Source organism: Methanomassiliicoccales archaeon, from assembly GCA_014361295.1.
Taxonomy (GTDB): domain Archaea; phylum Thermoplasmatota; class Thermoplasmata; order Methanomassiliicoccales; family JACIVX01; genus JACIVX01.
The window spans coordinates 1-1,500 of the sequence record JACIVX010000065.1; the positions used below are offsets into that span (position 1 = coordinate 1).

3 protein-coding genes are annotated in these 1,500 nt (G+C 56.1%); all 3 read left to right on the plus strand.

Features of this window, described 5'->3' with window-relative positions; genetic code table 11:
* Positions 1 to 239 (plus strand): undecaprenyl-diphosphate phosphatase (locus H5T41_11100; GenBank protein MBC7109305.1); only part of this gene is annotated, 239 nt, incomplete at its 5' end.
* 149 nt (positions 240 to 388) lie between these two features.
* The gene (locus tag H5T41_11105) at positions 389 to 1,258 is read left to right on the plus strand and encodes a hypothetical protein (GenBank protein MBC7109306.1); all 870 of its coding nucleotides are present in this window, start codon (positions 389 to 391) and stop codon (positions 1,256 to 1,258) included.
* A gap of 9 nt (positions 1,259 to 1,267) precedes the next feature.
* Positions 1,268 to 1,500, plus strand: a 233-nt coding sequence (locus H5T41_11110; GenBank protein MBC7109307.1) for a bifunctional biotin--[acetyl-CoA-carboxylase] synthetase/biotin operon repressor, incomplete at its 3' end; no start/stop codon positions are given.

Below are 1,500 nucleotides of genomic sequence, written 5' to 3' on the forward strand. Positions count from 1 at the left end.
CCGAAGCTTTTCGGTTTTCTTTCCTTCTTGGCATTCCCACTTTTGTGGGAGCCGCCATTTTCTCCGGTCTTTCCGCCGCGCCGGAAAACATAGGGGGACTGGCAGTCGGCGCTATCTCCGCGTTTGTCTTCGGACTTTTTGCCCTCTGGATTTTCCGGCACCTGTTTTCCAGACGACGACTTTGGCCGTTGGCCCTTTATTGCCTTCTTCTGGGGATTGCCGGCTTGGCGGGGAGCTGAGAGCCGGACATTTGTCCCGAGTCCGAGGTCAGCGAAGGTCACGAAGATTACCCTTAGCTCCACCCTCCATAACCCGGCCGCCCTTCGGCCTGGGCCGCGCCCGCGGCACAGTAGCCTCAGCCATGCGGGCAAAGTGCGTGCTGGTTTGTTTGATCTCCGCAGCTTCCTTTGCCTTTGGAGCGAGTTTCTCCGCAAGGGGGGTAGCCGATCCCCAGGGATGGATTTGGCTTTGTGGAGATGTAGATCAGGCTTTATGGCAGTTCTTCGATCTTTCGTGGGAAGGAAGCCATTTTGTGGTTGAACTCGCGGTGCAAACGCGAAACTGGCAGACCCCGCCTCCTGCCTCCTTGCCCGTGACGGTGTACTTTTTCACCTTTTCATCTTCCCTCACAAGGCGGGTATTGCTTCAGCGCGTCGGGGAAACCGGCTCCTACGTTGCGTATTTCGGACAAACTCTGTTAGCGCGCCGAGAATTGCAGATCGGTTCGTACCTTGGGGTTAAGCTCTCTATAAACGCAAGCGAAGTGGAAATCGGAGTGCATCCTTCCTCTGTATCCGTGAAGGGCGAACGCAGTTTTATTTCTGCTCCGGCCATAGGCACCGACGCTGGTGGGCCATGGGTGCCAAGCATTACCGAACCCGTTGTTCAAAGGATTCAAAGCTCACCGACGTGGACATTTCGGGAATGTTCGGGAAAAGATGACGCACCATATGTCAGTCCCGGAACGTATCTCGGCGAACTCGGATGGCCCGGACCGGGACATCCCGTGGATGCTCAGGATTGGCTACGTGTGAACCTTAAATCTGGGCAAACGCTTGAGGTACGTATTTCTTCTCCAAACCCGGTTTTGTTGCGGGTCATGGATCCGTTGGGCCGGGAAATCGGGCGTGTTGAGGGAGCTGGCCAACTTGGGCTTATGTGCCAGGCCACCACAACCGGTTCCTATCACTTTTGCATCTCTGTGCGCGAGGGCACCCCGCTTTTCACCTACTCCATCGACATTACCATCCGCCGCTAAAATTGTGATGTGCTCGAAAGCTTGATGCTTTCCCATCTTGCGGAAGGTCTGGAGCCCTGGCCAATTTTGGAGGAGAAAACCGGCCTTCCCCAGGAGGCTTTGAAAGCGGAGCTTCTCCAGCTTAAAGCCGAAGGTTTTCCCGTGCGGATCGAAGAGGAAGGGGCTGGCCTTGAGCCGGGCACACCTGCTCCTCAGATTCTCCTTCCCCTATTGCGAGGGCGTTTGGGCCGACCATATCGGTA